Source organism: Crocosphaera sp. UHCC 0190 (genome assembly GCF_034932065.1).
GTDB lineage: Bacteria > Cyanobacteriota > Cyanobacteriia > Cyanobacteriales > Microcystaceae > UHCC-0190.
Map to the genome: position 1 here is coordinate 162336 of NZ_JAYGHP010000005.1, position 15964 is coordinate 178299.

Sequence of the window (15964 nt, forward strand, 5' to 3'; positions counted from 1 at the left end):
AATGACCACTCTCCTGTTTATTCCGACCAATTATGCCCTTTCTAACTCCTTCAGAAATTACTTATTATCGCTCCCAATTAGCCGACTATCCCGATGCTATCATGGCTTTGGATGAAATTTACGCTTGTGATGGCGATTTGCAAGATGCGGCCATCAATCTGGCGATCGCTGCGGGGCAATTACCTGATCGCACAGACTGGTTAGAGGGTTTAGCAAAACGATATCGGGTAGAAATGTGTCAAGAGCAAATACAACAAGAAATATCTCAAGGCCATATTATTCCTGTGATTAATCATCTCATTGAAGCAAAAATCGGCCCAGATATTCTAGTAATACCTGTGGTGTTTTATGTCCTAAAAATAGGAATTCAAGATTTTTGTTTTCCGTTAAATATCAGAACTAATCTGTAAATTGACCAGAATCAGCAGTTTTTAACTTTAATCAATCAAGTAACTAAACAAAATCAATTATTTAGTATATAAACTAAATAAAATTGTGCTATTTTGTACAGAACAGTGATTAAACTGATGTTATCGTCAAGACATACAAATCATTTCCTAATCCCAATGAAAATGAAGTTGCAGCTTGACAAGTTATTAGATGCTCTTGTCTCTAATTCTTTTGTTCTTAATAATGCCTCATTCTTTCAAAAACTTTCATTTCAAGGGAAACCAGCCATAAACAAAAAGAGAAAAAAGACAGATAATCAAAACATCAGTGAGGATTTTATCGCTCAACTGAGCCAAGAAAATGAGAAACTTAAGCAAGCATTAGAAGCCAAAGATAAAGTTATTAAACAACTCAAAAACCCAGATAACCTAGAATTCAACAAAAACGATTGTCAACGAATTCTAGAGGGGGTTGCAGATGGATTATTACTGGTTAATGATGAGGGAAAAGTACAGTTTATTAACCCAGCGGCCGAGCAACTATTTGCTCGTCCTAAATCTGAATTAATGAATCATTTTTTAGGATTGCCCATTGCAGACGAAAAAACAGAGGTAACAATTTTTCGTCCTGGGGGTCACATGATTATGGCAGAAATGCGGGTTTCTAGCATTACTTGGGAGTCAAAGACTGCCTATGTCGCTTCCCTAAGAGATGTCACCGTTTAACAACAACTCAGATTTCACGCTCTCCTAAAATCAACTCTTGACGATGCACTTTTAATAATTCTAATGCCTTCCCGGAAACCTCATCTAACATCAAGATAACTTGTTCAGGATGTAACATTGTCCCATCATTGCGACAACTTCCCACATAGCGCAAAACAGTAGTATTGTCATCCGTTGATTCTAAGGATAAAGCAAATAGGCGATCGCGTAAATTAACCATTGTCTTTTTCCCTGACTTGGTTGTTTTTTTCCAAAAAATTTCAGTCCTTTCCAAGACATTATTGACCCAACTTTGCCAAATTTCCTGAGAAATCACCTCATCGCTTCCCACCGTAATTAAATACTCTGCCTTTTCTAATAAACGGGTTGCTGCTAAAGAATTAATCGGCACTTCTTCAACCCGATAAACCGGAATATCTGACGGTAATTTTTCTACTAAAGCGTGACGAAATGCTTCAATATCCATCGCTTTTGTCAATTCAAAATCCACAATTTCCCCATTACTTGTGACCCCCAAAGTTAAGGCATTAGCAATGGAAATTCTCGGGCCCGGATGATATCCTCCCGTAAAAGAAATCGGTAACGCTGCACGACGCACCACCCGATCAAATAGCCGAACCAAATCAAGGTGGCTAACTAAGGCCATTTCGCCAATTTTGCCAAAAAAGACCCGAACCCGTTGCAACCGTTCTGTATTAGCCTGGAAATGACCGCTAAACCCAGGAATGGGAGGGGGTTCCACCACAATATTATGGCCAAAATCTAAGCCACAGACCCCACAATGAGAACATCCTTCAAACGCGCAGTCAGGAACCGTAGTCGCCTCTAAAGCCCGTTGTAAGTCTTCTTGTAACCAAGTTTTAGCAATTCCTGTATTAACATGATCCCAAGGTAACGGCGCGTCATATAATTCGGCCATGGTAGGGGCGAAGGACCCTTCGCCCCTACAGGTATCAGAAACAGCAAAAATATTCCATTCCCCACTTTCCACCTGACGATACTTCCAACTTAACCCAGCTTCCTCGATCGCCTGTTCCCACGCACCATAAGCCTTTTCCGTGCTTTCCCACCAAGCATCCATTCCGGCCCCTAATTCCCAAGCGCGACGGATCACAGGAGATAAGCGTCTGTCTCCCCGGCCCACAAAGTCTTCCATGCCCGAAATTCGCACATCAGTATAATTGGCTTTCACCCCTCTTAAGGAGCGAAAAGCCTCCCTTAATAATTCCTGTTTGCGCTTAAATTCTGTAGTTGACACCGAATGCCATTGAAACGGCGTATGAGGTTTCGGAGTAAAATTAGAGACAGTAATGGTAAATTGTAGGGGTTTGCGTCCCTGAATACGGCATTCTTGACGTAACCAGCGCACCGTCTCCACAATACCCAGGACATCAAGATCTGTTTCCCCTGGCAACCCAATCATAAAATAGAGTTTAACCTTATCCCAACCTTGTTCAACGGCAGTTTTGACACCGCGCAATAACTCCTCATTGGTTAACCCTTTATTGATCACATCCCGCATTCTCTGGGTTCCTGCTTCGGGGGCAAAAGTTAACCCTGACTTACGGTTTCCCCCAATAATGTTGGCAATATCTTCATCAAAGCGATCAACCCGTTGACTGGGTAAGGAAAGGGTAATATTTTCATCCTTGAGACGGTTTTTAATCTCCGTTCCCACTGCTGGCAGGGCCAAATAGTCGGAACAACTCAAAGACAGTAAAGAAAACTCATTATGTCCCGTTTCTCTTATTCCCCGTTCGATGGTTTCGATCACATCTTCGGGTTTGACATCTCTTGCAGGACGGGTTAACATTCCTGGTTGACAAAAACGACAACCACGAGTACATCCGCGCCGAATTTCTACTACTAAGCGATCGTGTATTGTTTCAATAAATGGCACTAACCCAATGGCATAAGCTGGCATGGGATCGGCCACCCGGCGTAAAATTTTAGTAGGGACATCAGCACGGTTGGGAATAACGGAACCCGCGTCGGTGACATCATAGAAACGGGGAACATAAACCCCTGGAACCTGTGCCAAGTCTAATAATAAGGCTTCTTTGCTTAACTGGTTGGCTTTTCCTTGTTCAATAATTAGGCCAATTTCGGGTAATAATTCCTCTCCGTCTCCCAAGGCCATAAAGTCGAAAAAGTCGGCAAAGGGTTCAGGGTTAGAGGTTGCCGTTTGGCCTCCCGCAAAGATTAGCGGATAGTTCCCAAGTTCCCGTTCCTTCCACGTCAAGGGAATACCCGCTAAATCGAGCATTTCTAAAATATTAGTCCCCCCCAGTTCATAACTGAGGTTAAAGCCTAAGATATCAAAATCCGTAAGAGGATGACGGGACTCTAAGGCAAATAAGGGGGTGTTAGTTTCCCGTAATTTAGCTGATAAGTCAAGTGCAGGTAGATAGGCGCGATCGCACAGTTGACGGGGTTGGGCATTGAGGATGTTGTAAAGAATAATATGCCCCAAATTAGAAGCACCCAGTTCATAAACTTCTGGATAAGTGAGTACCCAGCGCACATTAACACTGTCCCAGGGTTTATGTTTGGCCCCCAATTCATTGCCGAGATAACGTGCGGGTTTCGCAATTTCAGCGGTAATCAGTTTTTCTACAGCAATGGCCACGAATAAACCTCCGGTACTGAGCAGCTAACTCTTAGCCTCTCTAATATACCGGAAGTATGGAAGAGTCGGCAGCACTTAAGATAATCCTTGGTTTTTTGGTATTAAGCAGCGATAGTTTCTCCTAATGTCACTTCATAAGCTTGGCGTGTTTCATAGATTTCAAAAGCTCTATCTAACTGGGTTAATTCAAAGATAATGCGAACAGAGGGAGCTAGGGAACAAACCGTAAACCGTTTGTTTAATGTTTGGGCCAGACGAAACGCAGAAACTAGGGCCATTAACCCCGCACTATCAATAAACTCAACTCTGTGCATATCAACTAAAAAAGTAGAGTAATCATTATCCCTGACAAATTTGGTTAATTCTAGCTGAAATTCTGTGACATTTGCCGCAGTAATATAACCACTTGGTTCCAGAATGGCTGTTTTAAAACTGATCAAATTGCTCCCCATCATTTGGATTTACCTTCTTTTCAAACGTTGATTCTTCTATATACTGACTAAATTATAATCAGTTTATCTAGCAATGATCCTTTGATTAGCTCCGGTGATAGAATTTTAAATGGGAGCTTAACCATTGTTTAACGGTTGGTTAATATTCCTTGAGGAATCTTACCCGTTAATTTTGCTGATAGTTTAAGTTCGAGGAACTGCATTTAATACAGGATAATTTTTCTCAAGTTTGGACTAATTTGTCCCTCAAACTATTTGGATCTTGGTCAAGATGATTGATAGTTTAGCATTATATCAATTTTTTTGTTAAAAAAAGTTAAGCAAGCTACAAAAGACAGATACCTAATAATGATTTACTAAGATCATAGTCATTATCAAAAGATCCTAAAGACCATAATCGAAGGATCATCATCCATGTATTTTCTTGATCCATATACCAACTTAGCCTAAAATGCCCCTTTGTCAAGAGCGGAGAGTAAATCTGTGAATACACCTCCTTTAATTCGCCAATTAGTCGAAAAAGCCTTATATCTTAAACAATTAACTCCTGAAATAGAAACTGCCATTAATCATGAATTAACTCGCTTAGGATACATTTCCGATGTTGATTATGAGGCCTTAGAGTTACTCATGTATGAAATGGATGAAGGGCGCATTCGTTTAGCGTTAAGTCATCAACGATAAATTGAAGTATTTGTGTTAAATGCCATCTTTGACTAAGATTAGGACGACATTTTTTGTGAATAAGTTTCTTGAATTTCCCGAATCGAAAATACAAAAATAAAGTCTAACCCTTGATCCTGATAAAAGGCCGCCCCTCCCTGGTCTCGATCCACTAAAGAAATGATGGTCTGTACCCGATAACCCGCAGCACGTAACCTTTCCACCGCCAACATTGCTGATTTTCCCGTCGTCACCACATCTTCAAGCACCACAATGGGAGTCCCTGGTGCCAAGGTTGGCCCCTCAATATAAGCTTGTGTGCCGTGGCCTTTCGCCACTTTGCGAATAATTAGGGCAGGAATCGGACAATTTTCGTAAGCAGAAACCACACTCACCGCCGTCACCAGGGGATCAGCCCCCAGAGTTAAGCCCGCGACTCCTTGGGTTCCTGATGGCAACAAAGATAATAAAAGCCGCCCCATGGCCAAAGCCCCTTGAGCCATTAAGGTCACTTGTTTACCATTGATATAATAGGAACTCGGTTGACCTGATGACAAGACAAAATCCCCTTCTTGGTAAGCGTGATCAACCAAGAGATTAAGAAGATAAGAACGTAATTCTGATAACTCAGCCGTTGCCAGAGAAATTATAGGGGAAGAATCAGAAGACATAATAATATATTGGGATAAAACTTCAAGTCAAAAGACGCGGGCAGAAAAATTCGCTAGAATACGGTTGGTCAAACCGGATCTAAAGGGTTAATTATGGGGTTTAGGAATATCCTAATACTCTACCGAAAAACGGCACAAAACTGATAGAGTCATCCGATAAAATGCCCCTGTTGATCCCAAAAAATTAACCAACTCGGTTAAATTTTACTGTGAGGAGAAGTTTAAATGATGTATCGACCCCCCTTACCTGCTTTATTATTGGGATCACTGTTCCTAGGAACTGTGACAGGTTTTCCGGCCTATGCCGATGATCCCTCCCCCTCTTCTGCTCCTCTGGCCAGCCCAACCCCAAGGGAAGTAGCCCAAGAAACCAATGTCTATCCGACCTCTGATTATCAAACAATTTTGCAGCAGTTGAATAGTATTCAACAACTGCGAGATGTTTCCCCGATCGATTGGTCTTATCAAGCTCTGAAAAACTTGGTAGAAAATTATGGTTGTATTGTCGGGTATCCTGATCGGACTTTCCGTGGCGATCGCCCCTTAAGTCGTAATGAATTTGCGGCCGGTTTAAATGCTTGTATGGAGCAGTTAGAACGGCGTTTATTGGAAGCTCGTGGCCAGGGACAAGGCCAAGCAGGTTATCTGGGAAGTCAGCCTGGGGTACAAGCCATCCCGACGCAACCAGGAGAACACTTTGTCAACGTTATGAATCGCGCCTTTTACAATGAAAGTCTGCGATTCTATGATAATACTGATTTTTCTGGACAACTAAACAAGATTTTCGGTTGGCGGTATGCCCCTGGATCTTTCTTTGATAATCAAATCGCCAACGACGGGAAAACTTTAGAAGCTGTTTATCGTGACGGACTCGACCAACAAACTGCCGGGCCCAGAATTCGGACTCCAGACATTATCAATCCCTATAATTCTTCCTTAAACGGGAATCCTCAATATATCCAGACGGAACCCCCAAGTTTACGGCAGATGGAAATTAATCGACAACAAATTCCGATTATCCCCTAGGGTAATTGACAAGGTTCATCTCTTGCCGATCCAGGGTGCAGGAGTTGAACCGCCAGTTATCCTCAAATCCCTGGCTCACCCTGACTGAATTTTACTCAATTAACCATCTGAGCAAAATTGAGTAAAAGACTAGCAGAAACCTATAATCCAATAATAACGGGATTTATCAATGGCGGGAGGCGGATTTGAACCACCGACCTTCGGGTTATGAGCCCGACGAGCTACCAGACTGCTCTATCCCGCGTCGCCTTTTCTAGTATAACAACAAGTTATTCTAAATGGCAAGGGTTTTGAGAAAATTAATTTAATTCAGAGCATGGATAAGTCTCCAATGACTTCTAGTCGTTTGTAATTACTCAACATCATAAATTGCTCCCCTAGGGTTTCTGCCACACTAGGAGAAAGCCATCCCATTTGTCGCAAAAGATGGATTGCAGCCGCATTTTTAGCCCGTTTTGAGCCATCAACGACCTTAATCGCTAATCCCATCCCTTCCCCAACTCGTCCGATACATTGAATCCCTTCTGCCCCTGACTTACTGACTAATTCTCCTTCTGTCAAGCGCATCAATTCCGTATCAAAGGAACCTTCTCCTGCTACCATCGTGGGATAATAGGTCATTGATCGCAAAATTCGTTCAAGATCAAGACTATTACCTGAAGCTAACTGAGCATAGAGATGGGCCATTTGTCCCAACTTCATGGAATAAGTCGGGGCCCCACAGTCGTCGTGGGCCCCAATTAATTCATCTCCTGGCATTCCTAATAATTCGGCAATTTTGCTTAAAATTAGCTGTTGAACGGGAGAAGACCGACGCAAATAGGTATTGAGGGGCCAATTGCGTTGTTGACAAACCGCTAACATTCCCGCGTGTTTGCCTGAACAATTATGCTGAAGGGGACTATTGCTTCCTTCTGGGATCGGACATTGTAAGGCACTGGGATCAATATCAGCCCGCCACAGAACATTAAAGACTTGTCGCGCTTGTTCCACATTGCCTTTATGGGAACTACAGATGATCGCTAAGTCTTTATCATTGAGATCATAGCGTTCCAGGGTTCCGGTAGCAATCACCGCTAAAGCTTGGAAGGGTTTAAGAGCAGAGCGGACAAAAGCCGTTGTTTCTGAGCTTCCCGCGACGGATAACACCCGTCCCCGATCATCAGAGACAGTCGCTTCAACAAAATGGGTTGATTCGATAATGCCTTCTCGGAGTAAGTGGACTTCTATTTTGGGCGCGGAGTGGCGTTTTCCTCTGGTCATGGGATATTAAATTTAAGAAATTTTAGGATAAATTGGTTCTATGGCTGTGATTGACATTTTTATCAGTCTTACAAACATAACCAAACCATACTATCACCCATCATCAACAAAGCTAAAATTCCCGTCGTACGGATTAAGCGTTGTAAAATGGGGGCGACTTGGTAGGAAACAATCAGGCGATCGCGGGTTAACATTTCTGGGGGTTTGGGCCAAGTTTGACCATCATACCAGCCTGACTCTTCATAAAATATCGTTTCTTTGCTCAAGCGATCGCTGACATAACGCCATCCCAAATACAACTGCAACAAAATCAATCCTAAAATTAGCCCTGCGCCTAAATTACTGGCAAGGGTAAAGCCGAGTAAGCGTTTTTCTGGGGGAAAACTGGCAGCGGCGATCGGACTAGCCATGACCCAGCCTATTCCCCAGATCCAAGCTATTTTACGCCAAAAGTCTCCTTTTTCCAGGGTTGCCCAGCGAAAAAACCAAGATTCCTTTAAGGACTCATACTCAATAACTGGTTGTTGTTCCGTTGGGACGGGACAAATTTGTATAGATGATTCCCGCATAATGCTTATAATCTTGTAACTCCCTCGGATGAAAATTCTAGACGTTCGGCGTGACCCCAGAATGCTTCTAGGTTATAAAATTCTCGCTCTTCAGGCAAGAAAATGTGAACGATCACTTCTCCAAAGTCTTGTAATACCCAGTTACCTTCACTTTTTCCTTCTGTGCGTAGGGGCAACTTATTATAAGTTTGGACGACTTGATGTTCGATCGCCTCAGCAATGGCTTTTACCTGAGTTCTGGAAAATCCGGTGATAATTATAAAATAATCGGCTAAGTAGGAAACGTTGGCCACTTTTAATAAGACAATATCATCGGCTTTGCGATCATCTGCTGCTTGGGCGATCGTTGTTGCTAAGGCTTTAGTTTCTGGGTCACTGGCATTATCGATTACCATTGTGGAAGGGTTGGGGGTCAATTGGTCGTAATTAGTCATTAAGTTTGATTTTAAATGAATTGGGTGGGTTACTTTGGGCCGTGGCTTAACTGAGATTAAGGTTTTTTGTTCACTAGAGATAATTGTTGTTTACTGAGGTGTAATGCCCAATTGCGAGTCAGGATCGCCCTAGGGTGAATTGTCCGATGAGTCTGTATTAAATATTTTAGAGAATACTCAGAGGTTTGTTGTACACTTTTGTAAAGATTTTGCCAACTGACCTGACGCATGGCTTCTAATTCTGGTGTTTGACCTCGGTTGGGTTCTAAGGCATCCGCAACGAATACAATACAACTGAGATCACTCATCTGAGGGTTTCCCAAGGTATGATTACGAATGGCATTTAAGATTTCTTCATCTTGGATATTAAAGGTATCTCTAGCAACCATCGCACTGGCATCAGCATGAAGTAAATGGGGGTTGGTTGCACATACGGGATCAATTTCCGCCATTTCCTTCTTAGCCATTTCTAAGAGTTTGGCCCGGGGGAAAAATTTGGCTAAGTCGTGCATTAACCCTGCTTGGGCCGCTTTTTGGGGGTCAACTTGATGACAATGGGCTAATTCTATGCACAGTTGCTCCACCCCTAAAATATGTTGTAGGCGATGGTCAGAAACATTATCTTTTAACCAGGTAATCACCCGTTCTCGCATAGGAAGTTGGGATCTGTGAGAATTTCTTCTCCTATTGTAGCGAATTCTTGATTCTTTCATCATCAAAATCATCTTATGGGTAGGGGCAAACGGCCGTTCGCCCCTACAGAAATGTCACATGAGCCAAATTCGCACATAGATGACGATATCTATTTAACAAAATATAATTATAGGGCGCACGCAATACGCCCCTACCTAGGCAAACTACTGTATGTATAGACGACGAGGATGTTAACTATATGATTAAAATTTGTCCCTTGCTTTGGTAAATAATTTAAAGTAAATTGTCTGCATCATTTCTTTAACGGGAAAGACAATAAATGTAATAGGATTAATCGTGACAATAATATTACGATTATCACTTTTTGCCCCTTTTATAATTTGTTTGGCTACCCAATCTGCTGACATGACACCAATGGGATTTAGATTACTTTTAAAGGGCCCTAAAATTAACTTTCTGACCACACAGGGCGCATCTAAACGCCGTAAGGTAATTAAATCACCAAAGGTTCTTTTACTTAGTTCATAAAGAGGACTTAAAGCGGGATTAACTTCTGCTTCTGAGGTATTAACCCAAACTTCTTTTCTGACTTTATCTTGATTAGTTTTAACGGTTTTCAAGAAACATTCCATTAATCGCCAACCAGAAAAAGTATTGACTTCGTAGGATTTAATAATTGCTTTTTCACTTCTCTCTTGATGAACATTCAAACCATGATTGATAATTAAAATATCAATTTTGGTGAGTTCATCTATCAAATCTGTTTCCTTTCCTACTTGCCATGTTAACGTTTTAATCGGTATTTCTTGAGCTTCAATTTCTAAATTTATTTGTTTATCTTGGGACGTTAAAGCAATTACTTTTGCCCCATTTAAGTGTAACTCTTTAAGCAAAGAAAGTCCCAAAGTTCCTGATGCACCCGTGACCCCAATTGTTTTACCTTTAAGAGATAAAGCCGTTCCCATGATTTTATCAACTAACGTTAAAGTTCCACTATAGTAAGCTTTTTGATTATCAAAATGATGTCGCCAATGATAAGGACGGTTAACAAACCAAGGGGCCGGAAGAGTGGTAAAATCTCCAGGACGATGAGTAAGATCTGTTAATTCATCCACATAAGGAACCCCCGCACCACGAGCGATCGCCCCGAATAAAAAGGTTAAAGTATAAAGAGAACCCGTCCAAGCAACCCAACTATAAGGGATAGTTTGCCAAGAAAAAATTAGGCCAGGAATGAAACTTAAGGTTAACATTACTAAAGCTTCCGGTAAATCATTATACCAATGAGCCTTACGATAAATATCTTCACTTACTGCAGTTAAATCAGGTCGAAAAACCTTATGATGCCAAGAATGAAGACGATATAACGGTTGCCAATAATGGGAAAGGGCATGATAACAATCTCGAACAATTTCTACCCAAATAATTGTTCCTAAGATAATAATAACAGGAGTAATAATAGTAATTAAGTTATCCAAATCCATACTTTATTTAAAAATCCTTTGATGAGTGAGAGAGTAAATTTTATTTATTCTAGAATACTATCCTATAGTAATCCGACATGATTTGTAAGATCTACTGTTCCCTGGAAAAATTAGGATGAATACGGGGGTGAAGTTTGGCAGTCACGGGGTTTCCTCCGTATAAATGTTGTTCTAAAATAATGGCCACATCTTGAGGTTGTACCCGACAATACCAGATTTCTTCTGGAGTAATGCGTACCGTCGGGCCACTACTACATTGTCCCTGACACCCGGTAGACATAACGACTACATCAGGGGGTAATTTAGCCAATTGAAACACAAACAGGACTTGAGATGATCCGAAGGCCCGACAGGAAGAATGTTGACAGACGAGAATACATCGAGGGGATAGGTTATTCATAATCTAACCGTATTTTCTTCGCAGGCCCCAATACTAACCCAGGTACTCGAACCATCAGACCAAAATTCTTTTTTCCAAATCGGGGCATTATGTTTTAAGGTATCAATGCCATAACGACAAGCTGCAAACGCTTCGGCCCGGTGAGGACATCCCACGGCAACTAAAACACTAATTTCTCCAATTTGTAGCCGTCCGGTACGATGATGAATGACGACTCGGTTAGTATCAGTCCATTGTTGACGAATAGTAGCCGCAATTTGACGAAAAATTTCTAGGGCCATGGGTTCATAGCCTTGATATTCTAAATAACGAACTGCTTTGCCTTCCGTTTGTTGTCGCACTGTCCCACTCATTAAGGCGATCGCCCCATTGGCCGGATCATCCGCTAAATTATACACCTCCTCCAAAGAAAGGGGCGCAAAACTAATTCTCAAACTGTCTTGGGGGTTAATTGTACTACTATTCACGAGAAGACGCTCCTACAGACAGGACTACCACGAAAGGTTTGCTAATACCGTCTAATAATATGTTATCCTAGAAGAGTTGTTTAAATCTCGCACATCCAGGATTTCGGGTGTTTCTAATCAGAAAGACACCTGGATGGAGGATTAACCCGAAATAGGAGAAAAATTAATTATGGCAGTGGTTTCTCTTGCAGAATTGCTAGAGTCTGGGGTTCACTTTGGTCATCAGACCCGTCGTTGGAACCCCAAGATGGCCCCTTATATTTATACCGCCCGTAATGGTGTTCATATCATTGATTTGGTGCAAACCGCCCAATTAATGGAAGATGCCTATCAGTATGTTCGTAACTCTTCTGATAAGGGCAAACGGTTTTTGTTTGTGGGAACCAAACGTCAAGCAGCAGGTATTATTGCCCAAGAAGCTTCCCGTTGTGGGGCTAATTATGTGAACCAACGCTGGTTAGGAGGAATGCTAACCAATTGGGAAACCATTAAAAATCGGGTAGAACGTCTGAAAGAATTGGAGGCAATGGAAAGCAGTGGACAACTTGATCGTCGTCCCAAAAAAGAAGCCTCTGTTCTCCGCCGAGAATTAGGAAAACTTCAGAAATACCTAGGGGGGATCAAAACCATGCGTAAGCCCCCTGATATAGTGGTTATTGTTGACCAAAGACGGGAATATAACGCGATTCAAGAATGTCAAAAATTGGGAATTCCCATGATTTCTCTCTTGGATACCAACTGTGATCCCGACTATGCTGATATTCCTATTCCCGCCAATGATGATGCGATTCGCTCGATTAAGTTAATTTTGGGTAAATTGGCTGATGCTATCTATGAAGGTCGTCATGGTCAATTAGACTCAGAAGAAGACTACGAAGAGTTTGATGAGAGTCTTGCTGAAGGGGACTACGATGATTATGATGAAGCAGATGAGCAGGATGAAGAGGAAGGCGTAGAAGTTAACGCAGAATTCTCTGACGAAGAAGAAGAGGGTGAGGAAGAGAAGGAGTGAAGAAGTGAGGAGGTCAGGGAGTGAGGGAGTGAGGAGAAAATGTGTTGATCATCCCATTACCCCATTACCACTTCCTGAAATTCATAATTTTGAATTGGAGCGAAGCAACTTGACCTCCTCACCCCATTACTCTTTTCAAAAGCCAATAAATTACAACTAACTATCCCCCTCATGTCATCATAGTTAATAGAGTAGGAACAGAAGTTAACATGGCCGAAATTTCAGCAAAACAGGTTAAAGAACTCCGTGAAAAAACTGGCGCGGGTATGATGGACTGCAAAAAGGCACTCCAAGAAAACCAAGGCGACATAACACAAGCTGTTGAATGGTTACGAAAAAAGGGCATTACTTCCGCCGAGAAAAAATCTGGTCGACAAACGGCAGAAGGGTTGGTTCACAGTTATATTCATACTGGAGGACGCATTGGGGTTCTCGTAGAAGTTAACTGTGAAACTGATTTTGTAGCTCGTCGGGATGAGTTCAAAGAACTGGTTCAGAATGTGGCTATGCAAATTGCTGCTTGTCCTAATGTGGAATATGTGTCGCAAACTGAGATTCCTGACACCACAGTTGCCAAAGAAAAAGAAATTGAGATGGGACGGGAGGATTTAGCCAATAAGCCTGATAACATCAAAGAAAAGATTGTTCAAGGGCGTATTGAAAAACGACGCAAAGAACTTTCCTTGTTGGATCAGCCGTTTATTAAGGATCAAAATATAACGGTTGAAGAGTTAATTAAACAAACCATTGCCCAACTTGGAGAAAATATTCAAGTTCGCCGTTTTGTGCGGTTTATTTTAGGGGAAGGTATCGAAAAACAAGAAGTCAACTTTGCTGATGAAGTGGCGGCTCAAACGGGTCAAACAACCCCTGAACCTGAACCCGAAGCGGAACCGGAAGCAACCCCTGAGCCAAAAGTTGAAGCACTTGCTGAACCGACAACACCTGAACCGGAAGCAACTCCGAAACAGCCCCCCCTTAAAACCACTGGGAAAAAAGGGAAAAAAAGAAAGTAATCCTGATGGGAACAATCTCATTAAAATTAAGGCAAAAGGTCGGAATGATTGTCCTACTTTTGCCTTTTTTTGATCAATAATCTAAAATTATTATTCAAGCTTGAATTATGGCCAAATCTCTCCAGCAAATTAGACAAAATTTGACCGCCTTGCAAGAACAAGCTACTCAACTTTCAACAGAGTTAAATGATCTTTATCGACAATATTTAGAGTCCTTGAGTCAGTCTGTTCATAAACAATTGATTTTAGCTGTATATCAAATTTGTACCCAGATTTATCCAGAGGAATTTTTAAAATTATCTTATAGTCAGAGGGAAAAATTTCAAGAAAAAATCCGTAACTTAGGGAAAGGTATTCAACCTAAATTATTAGCTTATTTGTCCTTACCTCAACCTGTCCCAAAACCGACGATTACTGAACAACAAATTTTTATTCAATTATCGGGCAAAGATCCATCATTTCAGTTACCAGAATTACCAGAAGAAAACGAAATTTATACGATAAAAACCCCTGAAGATTTAGTGAATTGGTGTAAAAAGATAGAACAGGGAATTAGAATTATTTTAGATGAACTTTCTCAAGAAGTGAATAGTAATTTACAAAAAGCCCAAATTATTTCTAGTAATTTACCTCCCCAATTATTAGAAATGGCATTACAAGCAGAAGAAGGGGGAATGTCAGCCGGAAATTCACCTAATATTCTAAACTTGTTAGTGGAAACAAGTCATAAAGAAGAGGAGGAAGAAGAGGAGGAAGATGAAGATCAACCCTCAAAAATCACTAAAATTTCTGCAATTCATTTACGATTGTCAGAAATAGAATTTGCTGATCCTCAATTAAGTATTCAACGAAAAGGGATCATGAAACAGCTAGAAATGCTAAAAAGAATGCGAAAAGCTTATATTTTAGCTCAACAAGACTATGCTCAAGCTGAAGCTGAAGCCGCTTGGCGTTCTAGTTGGCATGAATAGGCACAACAACAGAAATTTTTCAAGAAGTGGCGATCGCGTTCTCTTTTTTGGGGACAACCTAATTATATTACTGTCACAGTTTACAGTATCAAGTTTGTATCAAAAGAGCGATGCAGTCGCACTCGCGGAGCGAGACTGCCAAAAATTAGATCAATTTAGTTTAAACTTAACTTATTTAAGACAGATTTAGTGGAAACAATATGACGATCTAAGCCTAATTTTTCAGGCTCAACTCCCAAGGCTAAAGCCACTAATTGAGGTAAATGTAATACGGGAATACCTAATTTGTGACCGATGACTTTTTCAACTTCCGGTTGTCTTGAATCTAAGTTTAAATGACACAAAGGACAAGGAGTCACTAAACAATCTGCTCCCGCTTCAATCGCTTCTGTCAGGTGATTTCCTGCCATTTTAAAGGATTGCTCTGTGGCATAACTAGACAGGGGCCAACCACAACATTGTGTTCTTCCCTGATAATAAATAGGATTAGCTCCTACCACACGAAAAACGTTTTCTAAGGACTCTGGATGAAAGGGGTTATCATAAGCTAGTTTGTCTTGACTGCGTAATAAATAACAGCCGTAAAAGGCCGCACAATTTAATCCTGAGAGCTTACGTTTGACTTTCTTTTGTAAGTTATCAAGTCCGTAATCAGCCACTAATGCCCACAATAAATGTTTAACTTCTGTGCTACCTTGATAGGGGGAACATTGTTCTTTTTTTAAGAAACCATTCACTTTTTCAAGATAAGAAGGATCATTTTTTTGTGCATCTTTTAACCGTTCATCCACATGGCCAATGACTCCTTGACAGGTGCTACAATGGGTTAAAAGGGGAAGATTAAGAGACTCTGCTAGGGCAATATTCCGCGCATTAACGGTATCTTCTAATAGTTGAGAATCTTCTTTATAAGTTCCTGAACCGCAGCAAGCGGCTTTTTTGAGTTCAATTAATTCTATCCCTAAGGCATCGGTTAAGGCCGCAGTCGATAAATAAAGTTCACGACAAGCTCCTTGAGCAACACAACCAGGGTAATAAGCGTATTTTAGCATTGAATTTAATTTATCGATGGATAGATCTCTACTTTAATGATAATGAGAGATTGTCTACTTTTCCTCAAAGATATCAAGGTTTCTTA

18 protein-coding genes and 1 tRNA gene are annotated in these 15964 nt (G+C 41.2%); 7 read left to right on the forward strand and 12 right to left on the reverse strand.

Annotated features, from left to right (window positions below; genetic code table 11):
* Nucleotides 1-32: 32 nt before the first annotated feature.
* Both VB715_RS09980 and VB715_RS09985 read left to right on the forward strand, forming a co-directional pair.
* A complete protein-coding gene (locus tag VB715_RS09980) occupies nucleotides 33-410 on the forward strand; it encodes a hypothetical protein (protein ID WP_323301050.1) in 378 nt (125 codons plus the stop codon).
* 156 nt (nucleotides 411-566) lie between these two features.
* The gene (locus VB715_RS09985; protein ID WP_323301051.1) at nucleotides 567-1115 is read left to right on the forward strand and encodes a PAS domain-containing protein; all 549 of its coding nucleotides are present in this window, start codon (nucleotides 567-569) and stop codon (nucleotides 1113-1115) included.
* Between the two features lie 7 nt (nucleotides 1116-1122).
* On the opposite strand, the gene VB715_RS09990 is transcribed toward VB715_RS09985, so the two are convergent.
* Both VB715_RS09990 and VB715_RS09995 read right to left on the reverse strand, forming a co-directional pair.
* Nucleotides 1123-3744 (reverse strand): TIGR03960 family B12-binding radical SAM protein, encoded by a 2622-nt coding sequence (locus VB715_RS09990; RefSeq protein ID WP_323301052.1) that lies wholly within the window; start codon nucleotides 3742-3744, stop codon nucleotides 1123-1125.
* A 101-nt stretch (nucleotides 3745-3845) separates the two neighbouring features.
* A complete protein-coding gene (locus VB715_RS09995) occupies nucleotides 3846-4199 on the reverse strand; it encodes an STAS domain-containing protein (protein WP_416336921.1) in 354 nt (117 codons plus the stop codon).
* A gap of 480 nt (nucleotides 4200-4679) precedes the next feature.
* On the opposite strand from VB715_RS09995, the gene VB715_RS10000 reads away from it, so the two are divergent.
* Nucleotides 4680-4880 carry an acetylglutamate kinase gene (locus VB715_RS10000; protein ID WP_323301053.1) on the forward strand — a complete coding sequence of 67 codons (201 nt, stop codon included), beginning with the start codon at nucleotides 4680-4682 and terminating at the stop codon, nucleotides 4878-4880.
* 38 nt (nucleotides 4881-4918) lie between these two features.
* Here the strand turns inward: VB715_RS10000 and pyrE are convergent, their stop codons facing one another.
* Nucleotides 4919-5530 carry an orotate phosphoribosyltransferase gene (gene pyrE / locus VB715_RS10005; protein ID WP_323301054.1) on the reverse strand — a complete coding sequence of 204 codons (612 nt, stop codon included), beginning with the start codon at nucleotides 5528-5530 and terminating at the stop codon, nucleotides 4919-4921.
* 225 nt (nucleotides 5531-5755) lie between these two features.
* Between pyrE and VB715_RS21965 the strand changes: the two genes are divergently transcribed.
* Nucleotides 5756-6556, forward strand: a complete 801-nt coding sequence (locus tag VB715_RS21965; RefSeq protein ID WP_416336922.1) for an iron uptake porin — start codon at nucleotides 5756-5758, stop codon at nucleotides 6554-6556.
* Nucleotides 6557-6726: 170 nt separating this feature from the next.
* On the opposite strand, the gene VB715_RS10015 is transcribed toward VB715_RS21965, so the two are convergent.
* From VB715_RS10015 to VB715_RS10050, 8 genes are all read right to left on the reverse strand, one after another.
* Nucleotides 6727-6800 (reverse strand) — tRNA-Met (locus VB715_RS10015).
* A 65-nt stretch (nucleotides 6801-6865) separates the two neighbouring features.
* Nucleotides 6866-7819 (reverse strand): asparaginase, encoded by a 954-nt coding sequence (locus tag VB715_RS10020; protein WP_323301055.1) that lies wholly within the window; start codon nucleotides 7817-7819, stop codon nucleotides 6866-6868.
* A 68-nt stretch (nucleotides 7820-7887) separates the two neighbouring features.
* Nucleotides 7888-8388 (reverse strand): CGLD27 family protein, encoded by a 501-nt coding sequence (locus tag VB715_RS10025; protein WP_323301056.1) that lies wholly within the window; start codon nucleotides 8386-8388, stop codon nucleotides 7888-7890.
* 5 nt (nucleotides 8389-8393) lie between these two features.
* Nucleotides 8394-8822 (reverse strand): ribosome silencing factor, encoded by a 429-nt coding sequence (rsfS, locus tag VB715_RS10030; RefSeq protein ID WP_416336923.1) that lies wholly within the window; start codon nucleotides 8820-8822, stop codon nucleotides 8394-8396.
* Between the two features lie 56 nt (nucleotides 8823-8878).
* Nucleotides 8879-9475 carry a bis(5'-nucleosyl)-tetraphosphatase (symmetrical) YqeK gene (yqeK, locus tag VB715_RS10035; RefSeq protein WP_323301154.1) on the reverse strand — a complete coding sequence of 199 codons (597 nt, stop codon included), beginning with the start codon at nucleotides 9473-9475 and terminating at the stop codon, nucleotides 8879-8881.
* 243 nt (nucleotides 9476-9718) lie between these two features.
* Nucleotides 9719-10960 carry a bifunctional sterol desaturase/short chain dehydrogenase gene (locus VB715_RS10040; protein WP_323301057.1) on the reverse strand — a complete coding sequence of 414 codons (1242 nt, stop codon included), beginning with the start codon at nucleotides 10958-10960 and terminating at the stop codon, nucleotides 9719-9721.
* A 91-nt stretch (nucleotides 10961-11051) separates the two neighbouring features.
* The gene (locus VB715_RS10045; RefSeq protein ID WP_323301058.1) at nucleotides 11052-11360 is read right to left on the reverse strand and encodes a (2Fe-2S) ferredoxin domain-containing protein; all 309 of its coding nucleotides are present in this window, start codon (nucleotides 11358-11360) and stop codon (nucleotides 11052-11054) included.
* Nucleotides 11357-11827 (reverse strand): molybdenum cofactor biosynthesis protein MoaE, encoded by a 471-nt coding sequence (locus VB715_RS10050; RefSeq protein WP_416336924.1) that lies wholly within the window; start codon nucleotides 11825-11827, stop codon nucleotides 11357-11359. The genes VB715_RS10045 and VB715_RS10050 overlap by 4 nt, the downstream gene beginning before the upstream one ends.
* A gap of 169 nt (nucleotides 11828-11996) precedes the next feature.
* On the opposite strand from VB715_RS10050, the gene rpsB reads away from it, so the two are divergent.
* The 3 genes from rpsB to VB715_RS10065 all read left to right on the forward strand — a co-directional run bounded on the left by rpsB (nucleotide 11997) and on the right by VB715_RS10065 (nucleotide 14826).
* Nucleotides 11997-12839, forward strand: coding sequence for a 30S ribosomal protein S2 (rpsB, locus tag VB715_RS10055; RefSeq protein ID WP_323301059.1), 843 nt, complete (start codon nucleotides 11997-11999; stop codon nucleotides 12837-12839).
* 209 nt (nucleotides 12840-13048) lie between these two features.
* Nucleotides 13049-13855 (forward strand): translation elongation factor Ts, encoded by an 807-nt coding sequence (tsf, locus tag VB715_RS10060; protein ID WP_323301060.1) that lies wholly within the window; start codon nucleotides 13049-13051, stop codon nucleotides 13853-13855.
* A 107-nt stretch (nucleotides 13856-13962) separates the two neighbouring features.
* Complete coding sequence (locus VB715_RS10065; RefSeq protein WP_323301061.1) at nucleotides 13963-14826, forward strand: hypothetical protein; 864 nt, start codon at nucleotides 13963-13965, stop codon at nucleotides 14824-14826.
* A 155-nt stretch (nucleotides 14827-14981) separates the two neighbouring features.
* Here VB715_RS10065 and VB715_RS10070 read toward each other — a convergent pair whose 3' ends face one another.
* Nucleotides 14982-15878 carry a CoB--CoM heterodisulfide reductase iron-sulfur subunit B family protein gene (locus VB715_RS10070; protein ID WP_323301062.1) on the reverse strand — a complete coding sequence of 299 codons (897 nt, stop codon included), beginning with the start codon at nucleotides 15876-15878 and terminating at the stop codon, nucleotides 14982-14984.
* Nucleotides 15879-15964: the final 86 nt, after the last annotated feature.

Coding starts and splice junctions, on each gene's coding strand:
- VB715_RS10045 (WP_323301058.1), bottom strand. CDS start 11,360: ATGAATAACCTATCCCCTCGATGTATTCTCGTCTGTCAACATTCTTCC.
- pyrE (WP_323301054.1), bottom strand. CDS start 5,530: ATGTCTTCTGATTCTTCCCCTATAATTTCTCTGGCAACGGCTGAGTTA.
- VB715_RS10040 (WP_323301057.1), bottom strand. CDS start 10,960: ATGGATTTGGATAACTTAATTACTATTATTACTCCTGTTATTATTATC.
- VB715_RS09995 (WP_416336921.1), bottom strand. CDS start 4,199: ATGATGGGGAGCAATTTGATCAGTTTTAAAACAGCCATTCTGGAACCA.
- VB715_RS10020 (WP_323301055.1), bottom strand. CDS start 7,819: ATGACCAGAGGAAAACGCCACTCCGCGCCCAAAATAGAAGTCCACTTA.
- rpsB (WP_323301059.1), top strand. CDS start 11,997: ATGGCAGTGGTTTCTCTTGCAGAATTGCTAGAGTCTGGGGTTCACTTT.
- VB715_RS21965 (WP_416336922.1), top strand. CDS start 5,756: ATGATGTATCGACCCCCCTTACCTGCTTTATTATTGGGATCACTGTTC.
- VB715_RS10065 (WP_323301061.1), top strand. CDS start 13,963: ATGGCCAAATCTCTCCAGCAAATTAGACAAAATTTGACCGCCTTGCAA.
- rsfS (WP_416336923.1), bottom strand. CDS start 8,822: ATGACTAATTACGACCAATTGACCCCCAACCCTTCCACAATGGTAATC.
- VB715_RS10025 (WP_323301056.1), bottom strand. CDS start 8,388: ATGCGGGAATCATCTATACAAATTTGTCCCGTCCCAACGGAACAACAA.
- VB715_RS09985 (WP_323301051.1), top strand. CDS start 567: ATGAAAATGAAGTTGCAGCTTGACAAGTTATTAGATGCTCTTGTCTCT.
- VB715_RS09980 (WP_323301050.1), top strand. CDS start 33: ATGCCCTTTCTAACTCCTTCAGAAATTACTTATTATCGCTCCCAATTA.
- tsf (WP_323301060.1), top strand. CDS start 13,049: ATGGCCGAAATTTCAGCAAAACAGGTTAAAGAACTCCGTGAAAAAACT.
- VB715_RS10070 (WP_323301062.1), bottom strand. CDS start 15,878: ATGCTAAAATACGCTTATTACCCTGGTTGTGTTGCTCAAGGAGCTTGT.
- yqeK (WP_323301154.1), bottom strand. CDS start 9,475: ATGCGAGAACGGGTGATTACCTGGTTAAAAGATAATGTTTCTGACCAT.